Origin of the sequence: Pantoea sp. BJFS-204 (assembly GCF_049310725.1) — a bacterium.
GTDB classification, from domain to species: domain Bacteria; phylum Pseudomonadota; class Gammaproteobacteria; order Enterobacterales; family Enterobacteriaceae; genus Pantoea; species Pantoea agglomerans.
Map to the genome: position 1 here is coordinate 132,959 of NZ_JBMOWE010000006.1, position 18,698 is coordinate 151,656.

The window sequence follows — 18,698 nt, forward strand, 5'->3', positions numbered from 1 at the left end:
GCGGGCCAGCTCAGGCTGGCCCCTCTCTCTGACGCCAGGTACGCCATGTCTTCATCTCGTCCGGTCTTTCGCACCAGTCTGTTGCCCTATCTTCTGGTGCTGCCGCAACTGCTGATTACCGCCATCTTCTTTCTCTGGCCTGCCGGTGAAGCGCTGTGGTACTCGCTGCAAAGCCTCGATCCCTTTGGCATCTCCAGCAGCTTTGTCGGGCTGGAAAATTTCAGACGCCTGTTTGCCGATCCTTACTATCTGGATTCGTTCTGGACCACCATAAAATTCAGCGGCATGGTCACGGTATTCGGCATGGTCTTTTCGCTGCTGCTGGCGGCGCTGGTGGATTATGTGGTGCGGCTGCGCCGTCTCTATCAGACGCTGTTGCTGCTGCCCTACGCCGTTGCGCCTGTCGTGGCCGCGGTACTGTGGATGTTCCTGTTTAATCCGGGCCTGGGCCTGTTCAGCTATCTGCTGAACCACATCGGCTACAACTGGAACTATGCGCAAAACAGCGGTCAGGCGATGTTCCTGGTGGTGCTGGCATCGATCTGGCAGCAGATGAGCTACAACTTCCTGTTCTTCTTCGCTGCGCTGCAATCGATCCCCAAATCGCTGGTGGAAGCCGCCGCCATTGACGGTGCCGGACCGGTGCGTCGCTTCTTCAACCTCTCGCTGCCGCTGATTACGCCGGTCAGCTTCTTCCTGCTGGTGGTGAATCTGATCTACGCCTTCTTCGATACCTTCCCGGTGATCGATGCCGCCACCGGCGGCGGGCCGGTACAGGCGACCACCACGCTGATCTACAAAATCTATCGCGAAGGCTTTACCGGTCTGGATCTCTCCTCGTCCGCTGCGCAGTCGGTGGTGCTGATGCTGCTGGTCATCGGGCTGACGGTGCTCCAGTTCCGCTTTGTTGAACGTAAGGTGCAATACCAATGATTGAGAATCGACGCGGGCTGGATCTCTTCAGCCACATCGTGCTGGTGCTGGGCGTGCTCACCATCCTGTTTCCGCTCTACGTCGCCTTTGTGGCGGCGACGCTGGATAACGAAGCGGTCTATCAGGTGCCGATGACGCTGGTGCCCGGCACGCACCTGTGGGAGAACATCTCGCGCATCTGGACGCATGGCGTCAACGGCAACGGGCCGGCGTTTGGCCTGATGCTGCTCAACAGCATGATCATGGCGCTGGGCATCACCTTCGGCAAAATCACGGTGTCGATGCTGTCGGCGTTTGCGCTGGTCTGGTTCCGTTTTCCGCTGCGTACGCTCTTTTTCTGGCTGATCTTCATCACCCTGATGCTGCCGGTTGAAGTGCGTATCTTCCCGACGGTACAGGTGATCGCCGATCTCAACCTGCTCGACAGCTACAGCGGATTAACCCTGCCGCTGATGGCCTCAGCAACCGCCACCTTCCTGTTCCGCCAGTTCTTTATGTCGCTGCCGGATGAGCTGGTGGAGGCGGCACGCATCGATGGTGCCAGCGCGATGCGCTTCTTTATCGACATTGTTCTGCCGCTGTCGAAAACCAATCTGGCGGCGCTGTTTGTGATCACCTTTATCTACGGCTGGAACCAGTACCTCTGGCCGCTGCTGATCATCAACGACGCCAGCCTCGGCACGGCGGTGGCGGGGATCAAAAGCATGATCTCCACCAGCGGCTCACCGACCCAGTGGAACGAAGTGATGGCGGCAATGTTATTAACCCTGATCCCACCGCTGGTGGTGGTGTTGGTCATGCAGCGTGCCTTTGTGCGCGGTCTGGTTGAGAGTGAGAAATAAGATGGCAGGCGTAACCCTTCAGGCAGTAACTAAATCCTACGATGGCAAAAATCAGATCATCCAGCCGCTGAATGTCACCATCAATGACGGCGAATTTATGGTGATGGTCGGGCCATCCGGCTGCGGTAAATCGACCCTGCTGCGCATGGTGGCCGGACTGGAGCGCGTCAGCTCCGGCGATATCTATATCGACGACCGGCGCGTTACTCAGGAAGAGCCAAAAGATCGCGGGATTGCGATGGTGTTCCAGAACTACGCGCTCTATCCCCATATGTCAGTGGAAGAGAACATGGCCTATGGCCTGAAAATCCGTGGCATGGGCAAAGAGCAGGTTCGCCAGCGGGTGCTCGACGCGGCGCGCAGTCTGGAGCTGGATCACCTGCTGATGCGTCGGCCTCGCGAACTCTCCGGCGGACAGCGGCAGCGCGTGGCGATGGGCCGCGCGATCGTGCGTGAACCGGCGGTCTTTCTGTTTGATGAGCCACTCTCCAACCTTGATGCCCGCCTGCGGGTGCAGATGCGGCTGGAACTGCAGCTGCTGCATCGCCGCTTACAGACCACCAGCCTCTATGTCACCCACGATCAGGTGGAGGCGATGACGCTGGCGCAGCGGGTGATGGTGATGAACAAAGGGGTGGTCGAGCAGCTCGGCACGCCAGTCGAGGTATATGAGCGTCCCGCCAGCCAGTTCGTTGCCTCGTTTATTGGCGCGCCCGCCATGAATCTGCTGAAAGGGCAGTTCAGCAGCGATGGATCACGCTTCGACCTCGACGCCTCGCACGCTCTGCCGCTCAGCGACAGTAAAGCGAAATGGGCTAACCGGCCGGTGGTGCTGGGTATCCGGCCAGAGCACATCCGGCTCAGTAGCCGCGAGCAGGGCGGCGTACCGCTACGGGTCGATACGCTGGAAATGCTGGGGGCTGATAATCTGGCACATGGCCGCATCGGTGACACGCCACTGGTGGTACGCTTAGCCCACAGTGAACGCCCGCATCCCGGCAGTACGCTGTGGCTGCATCTGCCGTCAGATGCGTTACACTTCTTCGATTCAACTCATGGGAAGCGTCTGGAATGAGCACACAACACTGGCCCTATCCCCGCATCGTCGCCCATCGCGGCGGCGGTAAACTGGCACCGGAAAATACGCTAGTGGCGATCGACACCGGCGCGAAATATGGTCATCAGATGATTGAATTTGATGCCAAATTATCGGCCGATGCGCAGATCTTCCTGCTGCATGACGACACGCTCGATCGCACCAGCAACGGCTGGGGCGTGGCGGGTCAGCTGCCGTGGGAGAAGCTGTCGCAGCTTGATGCGGGCAGCTGGTTTGGCAACGCGTTTACCGGTGAAAAGCTGGCGCGGCTGGATCAGGTGGCGGCACGCTGCCGTCAGCATCAGATGATGGCGAACATCGAAATCAAACCGACCACCGGCAGCGACGCTGAAACCGGACGCGCCGTGGCGCAGGCTGCCGCGATACTGTGGCAGGATCAGGTCGCACCGTTGCTCTCTTCGTTCTCTTTTGAGGCGCTGGAAGCCGCGATGAAGGCAGAGCCGCAGTTGCCGCGTGGCCTGCTGTCGCACAGCTGGGATCCGCAGTGGCAGGAGAAAACTGCTGCGCTGGCGTGCGTCTCAATTCATCTTAATCATAAGGTGCTGACCGCTGAGCGGGTCGCCGAACTGAAAGCCGCAGGCCTGAAGATTCTGGTTTATACCGTGAACAGCCCGGATCGGGCGCGGGAATTGCTGAAATGGGGCGTCGATGCCATCTGTACTGATGCCATCGACATCATCGGCCCCGATTTTCATTAGTTCTGGTTTAGATTCTGGTTCTGATTCTGCTGGCCCGGCTGCGTGGTAATCACCCGCTGCTGGGCGCTGTTCCGCTGCTCCTGCATTTTACGCTGCGTGTCCTGCGTCTGACGCTGCTGATCCTGGCGCAGCTTCAGCTGTTGCTGCTGCTGCTGGGTCTGCATCTGCGACTGCATCCGCTGCTGGCTGGGGTTATAGCCAGGTTTATTCGGATCGTTAGTGCTGTTCAGCGTGTTCGCCTGACTGGCGAAAGGCAGCAGAGCGGCCAGAATAATCATCCACTTTTTCATCACTCCTCCTTCCTTAAAGCGACAGGGTTTTGGGTGCACAACGGCGTACACCGATATCAGGGTCGTAGCCATAAGTTTACCCGATATCACAGACCTTACTTTCCGATCTATTCCTGATTTGACTTAACCCCGGTTATTTTGCTGTATTTGTAGGCACTTGCAGAAATGATAAAAAAATGTAAATAACAATATGGGATGGTGGCAGGATGAAAATGCAGCAAACAGTGCGTCAGCTTAGCTGGTCGCTGGTGATGAGTTTCACCGTCGTGGCAGGCGCTAACGCCGCGCCAACGCAGGCTCCTCCGGTCTCCTACGGTGTGGACAGTGACACTTTTCACCCGGTAAAAGCGCAGCACGGCATGGTAGCGTCAGTGGATGCGATGGCGACACAGGTTGGCGTGGAGATCCTGCGTCAGGGCGGCAATGCGGTGGATGCCGCGGTGGCGGTGGGCTTTGCGCTGGCCGTGACCCATCCGCAGGCGGGCAACCTCGGCGGCGGCGGTTTTATGCTGCTGCGCACTGCTTCTGGCCGCGCCACGGCTATCGATTTCCGTGAAATGGCACCGGGACACGCGTCGCGTGACATGTTCCTGGATAAGCAGGGCAACGCTGACAGCAAGCTGTCGCTGACATCACATCTCGCCTCCGGCACGCCGGGCACCGTGGCCGGACTGGCGCTGGCTGCGCAGAAATATGGCACTCTGCCGCTGAGCACGCTGCTGGCACCGGCGATCAAACTGGCGCGTGACGGTATTCCGGTCAACGACGCGCTGGCGGACGATCTGAAAACCTACGGCAAAGAAGTGCTGATCACCCATCCCAACAGCAAAGCGATCTTCTACAAACCGGACGGTACGCCGTGGCAGAAGGGCGATAGGCTGGTGCAGAAAAACCTGGCTCACAGCCTGCAACTGATTGCCCGTCAGGGGCCGGATGCTTTTTATAAAGGTGAAATCGCGGATGAGATCGCCGGAGAGATGGCGCAGCATGGCGGCCTGATCAACAAAGCTGACCTGGCGGCCTATCGTGCGGTCGAGCGTAAGCCAATTAGCGGGACATACCGTGGCTATGAAGTCTTCTCAATGCCGCCGCCGTCATCCGGTGGCATCCACATCGTGCAGATTCTGAATATCCTGGAGAACTTCGATCTGGCGAAGATGGGCTTTGGCAGTGCTGATGCCATGCAGGTGATGGCAGAAGCGGAGAAATATGCCTACGCGGACCGTTCGGAATATCTCGGCGATCCCGATTTCGTGAAGGTGCCGTGGCAGGCGCTGACCAGTAAAGCCTATGCCAAAACCCTGGCGCAGCAGATCGATGTGGCGAAGGCGCGGCCTTCCAGCGAGATCAAACCGGGCAAGCTCGAACCTTACGAAAGTAATCAGACCACCCATTTCTCGGTGGTGGATAAGCAGGGGAATGCGGTCGCGGTGACTTACACGCTTAACACCTATTTCGGCAGCGGAATTGTGGCGGGCAACAGCGGCATCCTGATGAATAACGAGATGGATGACTTCTCAGCCAAGCCAGGCACGCCCAATGTCTACGGGCTGGTCGGCGGGGAAGCGAATGCGGTGCAACCGGCGAAACGTCCGTTGTCATCGATGTCGCCGACCATCGTCGCCAAAGGGGGAAAAACCTGGCTGGTGACGGGTAGTCCTGGCGGCAGCCGCATTATCACCACGGTGCTGCAGATGGTGGTTAACAGCATCGATTTCGGGATGAACGTGGCGGAAGCCACTAATGCGCCGCGTTTCCATCATCAGTGGCTGCCGGATCAGCTGCGGGTGGAGAAGGGCTTCAGCCCCGATACGCTGCGTCTGCTGGAAACCAAAGGTCAGCATGTGAAGGTACTGCCGTCGATGGGCAGTACACAGAGCATCATGATTGGGCCGGATGGCATGCTCTATGGCGCTTCCGATCCGCGCAGCATCGATGATTTGAGTGCGGGTTATTGAGATTTGAGACTGCTGACAAACTCAAACCCGGGTGAATCTGACAGCAATAAATAAGCTTAACGCGCAGGGAACTGGGTCAGAAGAGGAAAGCGTCCCGCGCCAGGACGGCGCGGGCCGAGCATGTCATGGATGACGGCTTTTGCGTCTTTCCGATCTGACCCTGTTTCCTGCGCAGGCGCTAACTGACAGCGAATCTTGTCAGGGTTTATCAGCAGAAAGGGCGCCTTCGCTGCTCTTTCTGCTTCCACACGTCAGGCTTTAACCCGAGCCATATAATGCGCGTCGATCAGTTCACCGTGCCGCATTGCGAAGCCTTTAGCCGTTCCCTCAATCTCAAAACCGAAACGCTGATAAAGGGCGATAGCCGGGCCATTATCGACGAACACGGTCAGTTCCATTCGGCTCACCTGTAGCCAGTTGTCGCACAACGCGACCATTTCACGCATGAGTGCGGTTCCGACGCCACGCTGACGATAGCGTTCATCCACGCCCATACCCAGTGAGGCCACATGACGCCGTCTGGCGCGCTCTTCCACATGCAGCGCACACTGACCGACGACGACATCATCGATACAGGCCACCAACAGATGCGCATGGGGCTGAGGCGTCGCGAGACGGGTATGCCACATCTGGAGTGATGAGTGGGGCAAATGGAGTGTGCTGGCCTGGGTATCTGGCTGACCGTAGATCCTGTGAAGCGCAGCAGCATCTTCAGGCGTGACGTGGCGGACAACTATTTCACTCATGGTTTCTCCTTTAGCCCATTAAACCCTTTAAACATCAAGGTATTCACCGCGTTAATCAGGGTAAAAAAAGTGAAAATGACTTTACAGACGCGAATGATAATGATTATTATTGTCATGCGTTCTCGGGAGGTCGCCCGACAGCCTGAGAAAGCACGACATTGCTCACATTGCTTCCAGTATTATTTAGCCAGCTTATCCGCTGGCTTTTTTTTTGCCTGCCCTTCTTCAGTGCTTTTCAGTCACTGCTCAATGCTCATTCAACTATTTTGAACAGAGGCGTGAAGTTTTTCAGCTATCAATCAGACCCCCTCAGGGACAGACTATAAAAAACATTGAGGAGATTTGAACATGATTTATGTACGCAAAGCTGAAGAACGCGGTCACGCAAACCATGGCTGGCTGGATAGCTGGCACACTTTCTCTTTCGCCAGCTATCACGATGCGAACTTTATGGGTTTCTCCGCGCTGCGGGTCATCAACGAAGATGTGATTGATGGCGGCCAGGGGTTTGGTACCCATCCTCACAAAGATATGGAAATCCTGACCTACGTGCTCTCCGGTACGGTTGAGCATCAGGACAGCATGGGCAACAAAGAGCAGATCCCGGCAGGGGAGTTCCAGATTATGAGCGCCGGCACCGGCGTACGTCACTCTGAGTACAACGCCAGCGAAAGCGAGCCGCTGCACCTTTATCAGATCTGGATCATTCCTGAGCGTACCGGTATTGAGCCACGCTACGATCAGCGCCGCTTCCCGGATGTGCAGGGGCGTCAGCTGGTGTTAAGCCCGGATGCCCGTGAAGGATCGCTGAAAGTCTTTCAGGACATGACCTTATCGCGCTGGGTAATGGCTGCCGGCGAACAGGACAACGTCGCGATTGATGCGGGACGTCGTATCTGGATTCAGGTGGTGAAAGGTGATGTTACCGTTAACGGCAACGCGATCACCACCAGCGATGCTCTGGCTATCTGGGACGAAAGCGCGCTGACCATTGAAGCCAGCTCGGCTGCAGAAGTCCTGCTGTTTGATCTGCCACCGGTCTAAGCAGATAACGGGCGCGCATCGTCGCGCCCGGTTGGCAATTTTGTGACAGAAAAGTGATAGACTCATCGTACTTTAGCTTTAAGGGCGATCCCAGGCGCTACGATGAAGAAGAAAAGACCGGTATTACAGGACGTTGCCGATCGCGTCGGCATTACTAAAATGACCGTCAGCCGTTACCTGCGTAATCCAGAGCAGGTCTCCGTTGCCCTGCGGGATAAGATTGCGGTGGCACTGGATGAGCTGGGTTATATCCCCAATCGCGCCCCCGATATGCTTTCTAACGCCACCAGCCGCGCCATTGGCGTACTGCTGCCGTCACTCACAAACCAGGTTTTTGCTGACGTATTGCGCGGCATCGAAGCCGTCACCGACGAAGCCAACTATCAGACGCTGGTCGCCCACTTTGGTTACAACCCGCAAAAAGAGGAGCTGCAACTGCGCTCGCTGCTGGGCTGGAACATTGATGGGGTTATCCTCACCGAACGCACCCATACACCAGGCACGCTGCGCATGCTGGAAGTGGCCGGTATCCCGGTGATTGAGGTGATGGACAGCGTCACGCCCTGCCTGGATATGGCGGTAGGCTTTGATAACGTTGAAGCGGCCCGGCAGATGACGCAGGCAATCCTCAGTAAAGGTCATCGTCATACCGTCTACCTCGGCGCACGCCTGGATGAACGTACGCTGCAGAAGCAGCGCGGTTACGAAATCGCGATGCGCGAAGCGGGGCTGACGCCACGCAGTGTGATGATGGAAGATGCCTCTTCATTCAGCGCCGGTTGTGATCTGCTGCGTGAGGCGCAGCGCCTTTACCCTGAAACAGATAGCCTGTTCTGTACCAATGACGACCTGGCGGTCGGCGCGATGTTTGAGTGCCAGCGTCAGGGATTGCAGGTGCCCTCTCAGATGGCGATAGCCGGTTTCCACGGCCATGACATCAGTCAGGTTGTCACGCCACAACTGGCGACAGTGCTGACGCCACGCGACCGCATGGGACGCGAAGCCGCGGCGCTGCTGCTGGCGCGCATTGCCGGAGAAACCAGCACCTGCCAGCCGCTGGATGTCGGTTTTGAGATCAGTGAAGGTGGCAGCATCTGATTGTGGCGTTTTTATGAGTCAGCTCACACTTTCATGCATTTCCTGGTAAAAAGGTTGCCAGGCTGTTAAGCGGCCAGGAGAATGAGAAACGACATTGTTATCGGTAACATTGGCAAATTCTTACCTGCCGGAGCAGAAAAATGACAACGCAATCCCCGTCGCATCACGTTTTTATCCTGATGGGCGTTTCAGGCAGCGGAAAGTCTGCCGTCGCCAATCAGGTCTCTCACCAGCTGAATACAGCCTTTCTTGACGGTGATTTTCTCCACCCCCGCGCCAACATCCTGAAGATGGCCGATGGTCATCCGCTGGATGACAACGATCGCCAGCCATGGTTACAGGCACTGAACGACGCCGCGTTTGCCATGCAGCGCACCCAGGCGATTTCCATCATTGTCTGTTCAGCACTGAAGAAAAGTTATCGCGACATCCTGCGTCAGGGAAATGACAACCTGCGTTTCGTCTACCTGAAGGGCGACTTCGACACCATCGAAGCCCGCCTGAAAGCGCGTAAAGGCCACTTCTTCAAGCCGCAGATGCTGGTGACGCAGTTTGCGACGCTGGAAGAGCCAGGGCGGGACGAGTCGGATGTACTGGTGGTGGATATCGCGCATTCACTGGACGATGTGGTGGCGGCTACGGTTGCGACTATCCAGGACGCTATCAGCCAGGGTTAGAGATGAATACCGCAACACTCGTTTTGACCGCAGCGGGCTCCGTCCTGCTGCTGCTTTTCCTGGTGATGAAGGCCCGTATGCACGCCTTCGTCGCATTGATGTTAGTGTCCATCGGTGCCGGGCTGTTCTCCGGCATGCCACTGAATCAAATCGCTGAAACCATGCAGAAGGGGATGGGCGGCACGCTCGGCTTCCTCGCGATTGTGGTCGCGCTGGGCGCGATGTTCGGCAAAATCCTGCATGAAACCGGCGCAGTTGATCAGATCGCCATCCGGATGCTGAAAACCTTTGGTCAGAGCCGTGCCCATTATGCGATGGGCATTGCCGGTCTGATCTGCGCGCTGCCGCTCTTTTTTGAGGTGGCAGTCGTGCTGTTGATCAGCATCGCTTTTGCGGTGGCACGGCGTACCGGCGGCAATCTGGTGAAGCTGGTGATCCCGCTGTTTGCCGGTGTGGCCGCAGCGGCGGCGTTTCTGCTGCCCGGACCGGCCCCGATGCTGCTGGCTTCGCAGATGCACGCAGATTTTGGCTGGATGATCCTGCTGGGTCTCTGTGCGGCGATCCCGGGCATGCTGATTGCCGGGCCACTGTTTGGCAACTTCATTGGCAACCACGTCTCGTTCAGCGCGCCGCCGGAAGATCATCAACCGGATGTCGATGAGAGCAAGCTGCCGTCGTTTGGCTTCAGCCTCTCACTGATTCTGTTTCCGCTGGTGCTGGTTGGCCTGAAAACCATCGGCGCACGCTTCACGACCGAAGGCACCACCCTGTATGAGTGGCTGGAATTTATCGGCCATCCTTTCACCGCAATCCTGCTGGCGCTGCTGGTGGCGATTTATGGCCTGGCTTACCGTCAGGGTATGGATAAAGAGCGGGTAATGCAGGTGTGCGGCAGCGCGCTGCAACCGGCCGGTATTATCCTGCTGGTGATTGGCGCGGGCGGCGTGTTTAAGCAGGTGCTGGTGGACTCCGGCGTGGGTCCGGTGCTGGGCAATGCGCTGACCGGCGCAGGACTGCCAATTGCGCTGGCCTGCTTTATCCTGTCGGGTGCGGTGCGGGTGATTCAGGGATCGGCGACGGTCGCCTGTCTGACCACGGTGGGCTTAATCATGCCGGTGATTGAACCGCTGCACTACAGCGGCGCTCAGCTGGCGGCGCTATCGATCTGCATCGGCGGTGGCTCAATCATTATCAGCCATGTGAACGATGCCGGGTTCTGGCTGTTTGGTCGCTTCACCGGGGCCAGCGAAGCGGAAACGCTGAAGACCTGGACACTGATGGAAACCATTCTCGGCACTACCGGGGCTATCGTAGGTATGATTGCTTTCGAACTGCTTTCCTGACCAACCCGACGGGCTATCGGCCCGTCAGGTTTTTTTCCCGCGAGCGGGGGAAGAGTAAAAAAGGGAACAGCAGATAAGGCGCCACTACCAAAAGAACAATGATGCCGCGTGAATAGCCAGAGTCATTTATTCTCCTCACCCCACAGGAAAAAACAGGCAAAATAAACAGCAGCAGCGCGATTAAGCCTATTTCATGTTGTGGCCCGGTAAACCATTGCAGATAACTGCAGAACCAGACCAGCTGAAACAGCAGGAAAATAAAATAGCTCGTCCTTCCTTCACGCCCCTCATAGTTAAACGTGCTCAGCAGACAGCTTTTGATAATCTGCAGCAGCCTGTTCATGCCCATTTTCTTCTTATCACAGCAAAAACAACCAGCGTAATGGCGGCGGCAAGTAAGTAAACCCAGGCAAAATCAGTGACGTCAACTTGTATCAGCTGCACGTCATTCAATGCCGCTTTCCGGCCCGAGACGGATAATACGGTCAGTCCAGCCAAACAGAGTATATTTGCCAGAAAGAATAGTGCCTGAAAGGCTGTTTCTTTAGCCGCGGACAGAAAGGCAATTTTTCTGAAACCCCACCAGGCTACCAGATAAACCAGCAGCCAGAGCAACGCGCAGAGTAGCGGGGCAACCAGATAACTGCGCATATCGGTGATCACTCCTGAATGGCCGCCGTTGGCATACTGCAGCACTTCCTGAAGGGAGAAGTAACCTGTTATCAGATAGAGCGCACCGAAAAAAAAGGGTAATAACAACCTCATTGCATTTCCCTCCGGGTTTTCAGACGCTGCATCAGCTGCGGCAGCTCTTTTCCGGGGTCCACCATCACCAGCTGTTTACTTTTTGCATCGTATTTCGCGGCGGCGGTCGGGTCACCTTTACCACCCTCCGCCATCACAAAGCGGGCATCTGAACGGCCATAAAGGCTGACATGCGGAAAGGGATCGCTGCCAAAGGCCAGCACGTTGCGGCCAGGCAGGGTATATTCTCTGGTCAAAAAATCCGGGATTTTTTTTGAATCGATGCCTGAGAAAGGCGTAGTGACAAAGCGGGAACCTGCATAGTCGAGAGAAAAGCAGGTACTGTTATCGGCTGCATTTTTCTGCACCAAATCCGCGCCAAACAGGATTTTTAAACGCTGCCAAACCGTCGCGCTGTCAGGTTCGATCTTCTTGCCTTCCAGATAAACATCTTGCTTATGATAAAGTTGGTAAACCATTTTGTGAATCTGCACCATGGAGGCGCCAACACCGTGCCAGTTCGGCGCATCCCTGCTGTAAAGCCGCTCAACGAAAATAAAGACGCCTGTCCCGGCATAATTTTCGATACTGCCCGCCATAGTTATCTCCTTTTTTACAGCATTATATAAATAATATTGTTCATTTCAATGCCGTAACTTTGTGATAAACAGGCTGGATTAATGCGGTTGCCTGCCAGCCTGCCAGCCTGCCAGCCTGCCAGCCTGCCAGCCTGCCAGGGCAAAAGGACAAAGGTGCGCTTATAACTTCAGATAAGCCCGAATGCCGTCCAGGAACATCTGTGTGGCCAGCATAATCAGTATTAATCCCATCAGCCGCTCCAGCGCATTCACGCCTTTATCGCCCAGCAGCCGCAGGAACAGACCTGACATCAGCAGAATACCCACCGTCACGCCCCAGGCGATCAGCAGCGCGCCGACCAGGTGCGACATCTGATGCGGATATTGATGCGACAGCAGCATCAGCGTCGCCAGCAGCGATGGCCCGGCCACCAGTGGAATCGCCAGCGGCACCAGGAAGGGCTCTTCACCCGCCGGTAAACCAGAACTGCTGCTTTCCGCCGACGGGAAAATCATTTTGATGGCGATAAGAAACAGGATAATCCCGCCGGAAATCGACACCGTTTCAGTACGCAGATTCAAAAATGCCAGGATGCGTTCACCGGTAAACAGGAACAGCAGCATGATGATCAGGGCAATCAACATTTCACGGATCAGCACCACTCGCCGCCGTTTCGGCTCCAGATGCTTTAAAACCGACATAAAAATCGGCAGATTGCCCAGCGGATCCATAATTAACAACAATAATATTGTCGCTGAAATCATTTCAGTCATCGGTTTTACGCCATGTTGTTCACGAAAAAGCGGAGTTATTAGTTACGCTGCTGAAAAAGTTAGCGTAATCGAATTAATTCACTTGCTACCCGGCCTGCATTTTGTAGAGTGAAGGGACACAGGTAAATCTTATTATTACGCAGAGCGGCGTGAAAATAGCACGCCGCTCTCTCCTCTGAAATGAAAAGCAGGTGTAACTGCCTTAGACGGACACGACATGAAGAATGTAGGTTTTGTTGGTTGGCGCGGTATGGTCGGCTCCGTGCTGATGTCCCGCATGAGTGAAGAGCGTGATTTTGATGCAATCAATCCGGTCTTCTTCTCGACGTCGCAGCATGGTCAGGCGGCACCCGCATTTGCGGGCAAACAGCAGGGCACACTGCAGGATGCGTTTGATATTGAGGCGCTGCGGGCGCTGGATATCATTATTACCTGCCAGGGTGGCGACTACACCAGTGACGTCTATCCAAAGCTGCGCGCCAGCGGCTGGCAGGGATACTGGATTGATGCGGCCTCCACGCTGCGCATGAAAGATGATGCCATCATCATCCTCGATCCGGTCAACCATGCGGTGATTCGCCAGGGTATCGACAGTGGGATCAAAACCTTTGTCGGCGGTAACTGTACCGTCAGCCTGATGCTGATGTCGCTGGGCGGCCTGTTTGCTCAGGACCTGGTGGAGTGGGCTTCGGTTGCCACCTATCAGGCGGCCTCTGGCGGCGGCGCGCGCCACATGCGTGAACTGCTGACCCAGATGGGCATGCTGCACGATCACGTTGCGCCTGCGCTGCAGAACCCGGCCTCCGCCATCCTCGACATCGAGCGTAGCGTGACCGACTTCACCCGTTCCGGTACCCTGCCGACCGATAACTTCGGCGTGCCGCTGGCGGGCAGCCTGATTCCGTGGATCGACAAACAGCTGGAAAACGGTCAGAGCCGCGAAGAGTGGAAAGGCCAGGCTGAGACCAACAAGATCCTCGCCACCCGTAACGTCATCCCCGTTGATGGATTGTGCGTGCGCGTCGGGGCACTGCGCTGCCACAGCCAGGCCTTTACGCTGAAGCTGAAACGCGACCTGCCGCTGGCTGAAATTGAGCAGCTGCTGGCCTCTCACAATGAGTGGGTCAAAGTGGTGCCGAATGACCGCGAACTGACGATGCGTGAACTGACGCCTGCCGCTGTCACCGGTACGCTGACCACGCCGGTTGGCCGGTTGCGTAAACTGAATATGGGGCCGGAATATCTCTCCGCCTTCACGGTGGGCGACCAGCTGTTATGGGGCGCAGCCGAACCGCTACGTCGCATGCTGCGGTTGTTAACCAGCTAAACAGAAAACATCGCCAAAGGCCGGATTTATCCGGCCTTTTTTGTTTTTGTCGTACACGAAACAATCTGCCGTTTCGCTTACTCAGTGATCAACTTCCCTTTTTTGCCGGTCGGTAAAGATTATTTTGCTTTAGTCCATGGCAAGTGCCGTGACCAAGCTATGATTTAACCATGATGTGCCACAGGTAACTCTTGTGCTTTCCGGATTAAATGGTTGTGGTACACGGCAAAAACACTTTTCCCACGGAATGGCCTGACTTCTTTGTCGTTGTACGTATGGCTCAATGAAGAGCAGCGCAGGTGAACCGCGACAGGCTGTGTCGCGTTCATTTCGGCTGCCAATTATCACAGGAAGAAAGTCATGTCAGAGCTTCCCGATCGCGATGCGATCAATGCCCTGTTTGCGGGTAATTATGCCGACCCTTTTTCGTTACTAGGGATGCACCGAACTCAGCAAGGCCTTGAAGTCAGGGCATTGCTCCCCGAAGCGCTTGAAGTGTGGGTCATTGAAACCTCCACCGGGCGCAAACTGGCTCAGCTGGTGTGTGAAGATGCACGTGGCTTCTTCAGTGGCGTTATTCCACGCCGCAAAAACCCGTTCCGCTATCAGCTGGCGGTGAACTGGCACGGCCAGCAAAACCTGGTAGACGATGCCTATCGCTTTGGTCCGCTGCTGCAGGAGATGGATCTGTGGCTGCTGGCAGAAGGGACGCACCTGCGCCCTTATGAGACGCTGGGCGCGCACGGTGACGTCATCGATGGCGTCTTCGGCACCCGCTTCTGCGTATGGGCACCCAACGCCCGTCGCGTGTCAGTGGTTGGCGATTTCAACTTCTGGGATGGCCGCCGTCATCCGATGCGTCTGCGTCAGGAGCTGGGCATCTGGGAGCTGTTTGTACCGGGCGCGGTCAATGGCCAGCTCTATAAGTATGAAATCATCGACGCCAATGGCGAACTGCGCATCAAAGCGGACCCGTACGCGTTTGAGGCGCAGATGCGTCCGCAGACTGCGTCGATGATCTGTGGTCTGCCGGAGCCGGTTGAGATGAAAGCGGAGCGCAAGGCGGCCAACGCCTTTGACGCGCCGATCTCCATCTATGAAGTGCATCTGGGATCCTGGCGTCGTCACACCGACAACAACTTCTGGCTGAGCTACAAAGAGCTGGCTGAACAGCTGGTGCCCTACGTCAAAGAGATGGGTTTTACCCATATCGAACTGCTGCCGATCAACGAACATCCGTTTGATGGCAGCTGGGGCTATCAGCCGCTGGGCATGTATGCGCCGACCCGACGTTTTGGTACCCGTGACGAGTTCCGCGCCTTCATTGACGCCGCCCATGAGGCGGGCCTCAACGTGCTGCTCGACTGGGTGCCGGGCCACTTCCCCAGCGACGATTTCGGTCTGGCAAGATACGACGGCACCGAGCTCTATGAGCACAGCGACCCGCGTGAAGGCTTTCACCAGGACTGGAATACCCTGATCTACAACTTTGGTCGCCGGGAAGTGAGCAACTACCTGTCGGGCAATGCGCTCTACTGGACGGAGCGCTTTGGCATTGATGGCCTGCGTGTGGATGCGGTGGCGTCGATGATCTACCGCGACTACAGCCGCAGCGAAGGGGAATGGGTGCCGAATCAGTACGGCGGCCGTGAAAACCTGGAAGCGATTGAGTTTCTGCGTCACACCAACCGTACGCTCGGCACTGTGGCATCCGGTTCGGTGACCATGGCCGAAGAGTCGACAGACTACCCTGGCGTGACGCGTCCCACCGAAGACGGCGGGCTGGGCTTCTGGTTCAAATGGAATCTGGGCTGGATGCACGACACCCTCGACTACATGAAGGTCGATCCCATCTACCGTAAGCACCATCACGATCTGATGAGCTTCGGCATGATGTACAACTACACCGAAAACTTTGTGCTGCCGCTGTCGCATGACGAAGTGGTGCACGGTAAGCGCTCGATTCTCGATCGTATGCCGGGCGATGCATGGCAGAAGTTCGCCAACCTGCGTGCTTACTACGGCTGGATGTGGGGCTTCCCCGGCAAGAAACTGCTGTTTATGGGCAATGAATTTGCCCAGGGTCGCGAGTGGAACCACGACGTCAGCCTTGACTGGCATCTGCTGGAAGGGGACGACAACTGGCACCACGGCGTTCACCGTCTGGTGCGCGATCTCAACCACACCTATCAGTACTACACGCCGCTGCATCAGCTCGACTTCGATCCGGCAGGCTTTGAGTGGCTGGTGGTAAACGATGCGGAACACTCCGTCTTCGCCTTTGTCCGTCGTGACCGTGAAGGCAACGAAGTGATCGTGGTCAGTAACTTTACGCCGGTGCCGCGTCCGGGCTATCGCTTTGGCGTTAACCAGCCTGGCTGCTGGCGTGAAGTGCTGAATACCGATCAGCATGAGTATCACGGCAGCGACGTGCGCAACCATCGGGTGCATACCGATGAGCAGGAGAGCCACGGGCGACCGCAGTCGCTGAGCCTCAATCTGCCGCCGCTGGCAACGGTATGGCTGGTGCGGGAGGCTGAATGACCATCACTGCCGGAGATCCCGAACCGCTGGGTGCCAGTTACGATGGCAAAGGCGTTAACTTCACCCTGTTCTCACAGCATGCCGGGCGCGTAGAGCTCTGCCTGTTTGATGAGCAGGGCGCAGAACAGCGTCTTGACCTGCCTGGCCGCAGCGGGGATATCTGGCATGGTTATGTTCCGGCGTTGAAGCCAGGACAGCGCTACGGCTACCGGGTGCATGGTCCCTGGGCCCCGCAGCAGGGACACCGTTTTAATCCGGCGAAGCTGTTGGTTGATCCCTGCGCCCGCGCGGTTGAGGGCGATGTACCGGATGACCCGCTGTTTCATGGCGGCGAGGCGCAGCCCGATCCGCATGACAACGCGGCGATTGCGCCGAAGTCACGGGTAGTCGCGGAGGATTTTGACTGGCAGGACGACGTCGCACCGGGTATTCCCTGGGGTAACACGGTGATTTACGAAGCCCACGTGCGCGGCCTGACGCAGCAGCATCCGGAAATTCCGGAAACGCTGCGCGGGACTTACGCGGCGCTCGGTCATCCTGTTATGGTGAATTACCTGCGCAGTCTGGGGATTACCACCCTTGAGCTGCTGCCGGTGGCGCACTTCGCCAGCGAGCCGCGACTGCTGCAGCTCGGCCTCAGCAACTACTGGGGCTATAACCCCTTTGCGCTCTGGGCGGTGGATCCCCGTTACGCCTCCGGTCAGCCGGGCGTGACGCCGTTGCAGGAGTTTCAGCAGGCGGTCAAAAACCTGCACGCCGCGGGTATCGAAGTGCTGCTGGATGTGGTGTTCAACCACACCGCTGAACTGGATGAGATTGGCCCGACAATCTCCATGCGCGGCATCGACAACGCCAGCTACTACTGGCTCGATGAGCAGGGCGATTATCAGAACTGGACCGGCTGCGGCAACACGCTGAATATCCATCATCCGCAGGTGATGACGTGGGCTTTAGAGGCGCTGCGCTACTGGGTGCGGGTCTGCCACGTCGACGGCTTCCGCTTTGACCTCGCGCCGGTGCTGGGCCGCACACCGGATTACCAGCGTGATGCGCCATTTTTTGAGGCGATACGCGCCTGTCCGCTGCTCTCTCAGGTCAAGCTGATTGCTGAACCCTGGGATATCGGCCCTGACGGCTATCAGGTTGGTCGTTTTCCGCCGCCGTTTGCCGAATGGAACGATCAGTTTCGCGACACCGCGCGACGTTACTGGCTGCACGGCGACATAAGCAACGGCGAGTTCGTCCGTCGCTTTGCCGCCTCCAGCGATCTCTACCAGCATGATGACCGGTCGCCACACGCCACGGTTAACCTGATCACCGCCCACGACGGCTTTACGCTGTGGGATGTGGTGAGCTTCGAACGTAAACACAACGAAGCGAACGGGGAAGATAACCGTGATGGTCACGGCGATAACTACAGCCACAACCACGGCAAAGAGGGGCTGAACGTCAGCTTCGACGTGATTGAACGTCGCCGTCGCAGCGTGCGGGCACTGCTGACGACGCTGCTGCTGTCACAGGGCACGCCGATGCTGCTGGCAGGCGATGAGCGCGGCCACACCCAGCGCGGCAATAACAACGCTTACTGTCAGGACAACGCCCTGAGCTGGCTTGACTGGCAGGCGGATGAGAAGGGATTAGTCGGACTCACCGCTGCACTGATCGAGCTGCGCCAGCGCATTCCGGCGCTGACCGCAGATCGCTGGTGGCAGGACGGTGACGGCAATGTGCAGTGGCTCAATGCCGGTGGCCAGCCACTGCAACACGATGAATGGGCACAGGGGATGCACAGATTGCAGATCCTGCTGTCCGGCCGCTGGTTAATAACAATAAACGCCACGGATACGGTGAATGACATCGTGTTACCAGACGGAGAATGGCGCGCCCTTCCTCCTTTCGCCGGGGACGACAACCCCATCCTGCTAACTGTCTGGCATGGTCCCGCACACGGTGTGTGCGTGTTCCAAAAGCAATCATAAGGAGTC

The 18,698-nt window shown here is 57.0% G+C and carries 18 protein-coding genes; 12 read left to right on the plus strand and 6 right to left on the minus strand.

Translation table 11 applies throughout. The annotated features are described in order from the left end of the window. Positions 1-45: 45 nt before the first annotated feature. The 4 genes from ugpA to ugpQ are packed head-to-tail and all read left to right on the plus strand — an operon-like array spanning position 46 to position 3,590. A complete protein-coding gene (gene ugpA, locus ACO6VX_RS16890) occupies positions 46-933 on the plus strand; it encodes a sn-glycerol-3-phosphate ABC transporter permease UgpA (protein ID WP_039387961.1) in 888 nt (295 codons plus the stop codon). Next, positions 930-1,775 (plus strand): sn-glycerol-3-phosphate ABC transporter permease UgpE, encoded by an 846-nt coding sequence (gene ugpE, locus ACO6VX_RS16895; protein ID WP_039387959.1) that lies wholly within the window; start codon positions 930-932, stop codon positions 1,773-1,775. Before ugpA ends, ugpE begins: the two co-directional genes overlap by 4 nt. Before the next feature lies 1 nt (position 1,776). Continuing rightward, a complete protein-coding gene (locus tag ACO6VX_RS16900) occupies positions 1,777-2,850 on the plus strand; it encodes a sn-glycerol-3-phosphate import ATP-binding protein UgpC (protein WP_163638286.1) in 1,074 nt (357 codons plus the stop codon). Then, positions 2,847-3,590, plus strand: coding sequence for a glycerophosphodiester phosphodiesterase (gene ugpQ, locus ACO6VX_RS16905; protein ID WP_266094158.1), 744 nt, complete (start codon positions 2,847-2,849; stop codon positions 3,588-3,590). Before ACO6VX_RS16900 ends, ugpQ begins: the two co-directional genes overlap by 4 nt. Here the strand turns inward: ugpQ and ACO6VX_RS16910 are convergent. Further along, positions 3,587-3,880: a DUF2756 domain-containing protein gene (locus ACO6VX_RS16910; RefSeq protein WP_010253283.1), complete on the minus strand. Its 294-nt coding sequence runs from the start codon at positions 3,878-3,880 to the stop codon at positions 3,587-3,589. The genes ugpQ and ACO6VX_RS16910 overlap by 4 nt on opposite strands. A gap of 206 nt (positions 3,881-4,086) precedes the next feature. Between ACO6VX_RS16910 and ggt the strand changes: the two genes are divergently transcribed. Next, a complete protein-coding gene (gene ggt, locus ACO6VX_RS16915; RefSeq protein WP_031292113.1) occupies positions 4,087-5,838 on the plus strand; it encodes a gamma-glutamyltransferase in 1,752 nt (583 codons plus the stop codon). A 251-nt stretch (positions 5,839-6,089) separates the two neighbouring features. Here the strand turns inward: ggt and ACO6VX_RS16920 are convergent, their stop codons facing one another. Beyond that, complete coding sequence (locus ACO6VX_RS16920) at positions 6,090-6,584, minus strand: GNAT family N-acetyltransferase (RefSeq protein ID WP_033768045.1); 495 nt, start codon at positions 6,582-6,584, stop codon at positions 6,090-6,092. 348 nt (positions 6,585-6,932) lie between these two features. On the opposite strand from ACO6VX_RS16920, the gene ACO6VX_RS16925 reads away from it, so the two are divergent. The 4 genes from ACO6VX_RS16925 (at position 6,933) to gntU (ending at position 10,746) form a co-directional block, all read left to right on the plus strand. After that, positions 6,933-7,628, plus strand: a complete 696-nt coding sequence (locus tag ACO6VX_RS16925; protein ID WP_010671535.1) for a pirin family protein — start codon at positions 6,933-6,935, stop codon at positions 7,626-7,628. A gap of 102 nt (positions 7,629-7,730) precedes the next feature. Next, positions 7,731-8,726, plus strand: coding sequence for a gluconate operon transcriptional repressor GntR (gene gntR / locus ACO6VX_RS16930; RefSeq protein WP_010253274.1), 996 nt, complete (start codon positions 7,731-7,733; stop codon positions 8,724-8,726). 140 nt (positions 8,727-8,866) lie between these two features. Continuing rightward, on the plus strand, positions 8,867-9,403 hold the full coding sequence (gntK, locus tag ACO6VX_RS16935) for a gluconokinase (protein ID WP_010671537.1): 537 nt from the start codon (positions 8,867-8,869) through the stop codon (positions 9,401-9,403). Between the two features lie 2 nt (positions 9,404-9,405). Continuing rightward, positions 9,406-10,746 (plus strand): gluconate transporter, encoded by a 1,341-nt coding sequence (gntU, locus tag ACO6VX_RS16940; protein ID WP_010671538.1) that lies wholly within the window; start codon positions 9,406-9,408, stop codon positions 10,744-10,746. Positions 10,747-10,759: 13 nt separating this feature from the next. Here the strand turns inward: gntU and ACO6VX_RS16945 are convergent, their stop codons facing one another. From ACO6VX_RS16945 to ACO6VX_RS16960, 4 genes are all read right to left on the minus strand, one after another. Further along, the gene (locus ACO6VX_RS16945) at positions 10,760-11,089 is read right to left on the minus strand and encodes a DUF805 domain-containing protein (RefSeq protein WP_081113823.1); all 330 of its coding nucleotides are present in this window, start codon (positions 11,087-11,089) and stop codon (positions 10,760-10,762) included. After that, positions 11,086-11,511, minus strand: coding sequence for a hypothetical protein (locus ACO6VX_RS16950; protein ID WP_157353906.1), 426 nt, complete (start codon positions 11,509-11,511; stop codon positions 11,086-11,088). Before ACO6VX_RS16950 ends, ACO6VX_RS16945 begins: the two co-directional genes overlap by 4 nt. After that, complete coding sequence (locus ACO6VX_RS16955; RefSeq protein WP_157353903.1) at positions 11,508-12,089, minus strand: hypothetical protein; 582 nt, start codon at positions 12,087-12,089, stop codon at positions 11,508-11,510. Before ACO6VX_RS16955 ends, ACO6VX_RS16950 begins: the two co-directional genes overlap by 4 nt. A gap of 159 nt (positions 12,090-12,248) precedes the next feature. Beyond that, complete coding sequence (locus ACO6VX_RS16960) at positions 12,249-12,842, minus strand: YhgN family NAAT transporter (protein ID WP_003853054.1); 594 nt, start codon at positions 12,840-12,842, stop codon at positions 12,249-12,251. Positions 12,843-13,059: 217 nt separating this feature from the next. Between ACO6VX_RS16960 and asd the strand changes: the two genes are divergently transcribed. The 3 genes from asd to glgX all read left to right on the plus strand — a co-directional run bounded on the left by asd (position 13,060) and on the right by glgX (position 18,692). Beyond that, positions 13,060-14,169, plus strand: coding sequence for an aspartate-semialdehyde dehydrogenase (gene asd, locus ACO6VX_RS16965; protein ID WP_010671542.1), 1,110 nt, complete (start codon positions 13,060-13,062; stop codon positions 14,167-14,169). A gap of 360 nt (positions 14,170-14,529) precedes the next feature. Next, positions 14,530-16,713, plus strand: a complete 2,184-nt coding sequence (gene glgB / locus ACO6VX_RS16970; protein WP_191924664.1) for a 1,4-alpha-glucan branching enzyme — start codon at positions 14,530-14,532, stop codon at positions 16,711-16,713. After that, positions 16,710-18,692, plus strand: a complete 1,983-nt coding sequence (glgX, locus tag ACO6VX_RS16975) for a glycogen debranching protein GlgX (RefSeq protein WP_422458233.1) — start codon at positions 16,710-16,712, stop codon at positions 18,690-18,692. The genes glgB and glgX overlap by 4 nt, the downstream gene beginning before the upstream one ends. The last annotated feature ends 6 nt before the right edge of the window (positions 18,693-18,698 follow it).